At 63.2% G+C, this 315-nt stretch carries 1 pseudogene; it reads left to right on the forward strand.

From position 1 onward, the window contains the following. Positions 1-315: pseudogene (locus tag E5162_RS14345) on the forward strand (TonB-dependent receptor); the annotation flags it as partial.

Genomic DNA, 315 nt, shown 5'->3' on the forward strand with positions numbered 1-315 from the left:
CGCTGGAGGGCTTCGGCGACCTGGCGCTACCAGGCCTGGGGCGCGGGCTGGTTTACCAGCTTCGGCGATGACGTGCTGGATACCAGCGCGACAAACGATGACACACGCGAATACTGGACGGTGGACTCCTACCTGCGCCACAACGCCTACGTTCAGTACACGTTCGGATACGAAGGCGAGCAGCCTTTCAGAGTGCGTCTGGGTGCGCGCAACCTGTTCGACGAGGAGCCGCCGCTGGCCGATGAATCCTTCGGTTCCATGGGCTCGCTCCACTCCTCCCGCGGACGCTTCGTCTATGTGGATCTGCGGAAGTCC

The organism is Marinicauda pacifica (genome assembly GCF_004793635.1).
GTDB classification, from domain to species: domain Bacteria; phylum Pseudomonadota; class Alphaproteobacteria; order Caulobacterales; family Maricaulaceae; genus Marinicauda; species Marinicauda pacifica.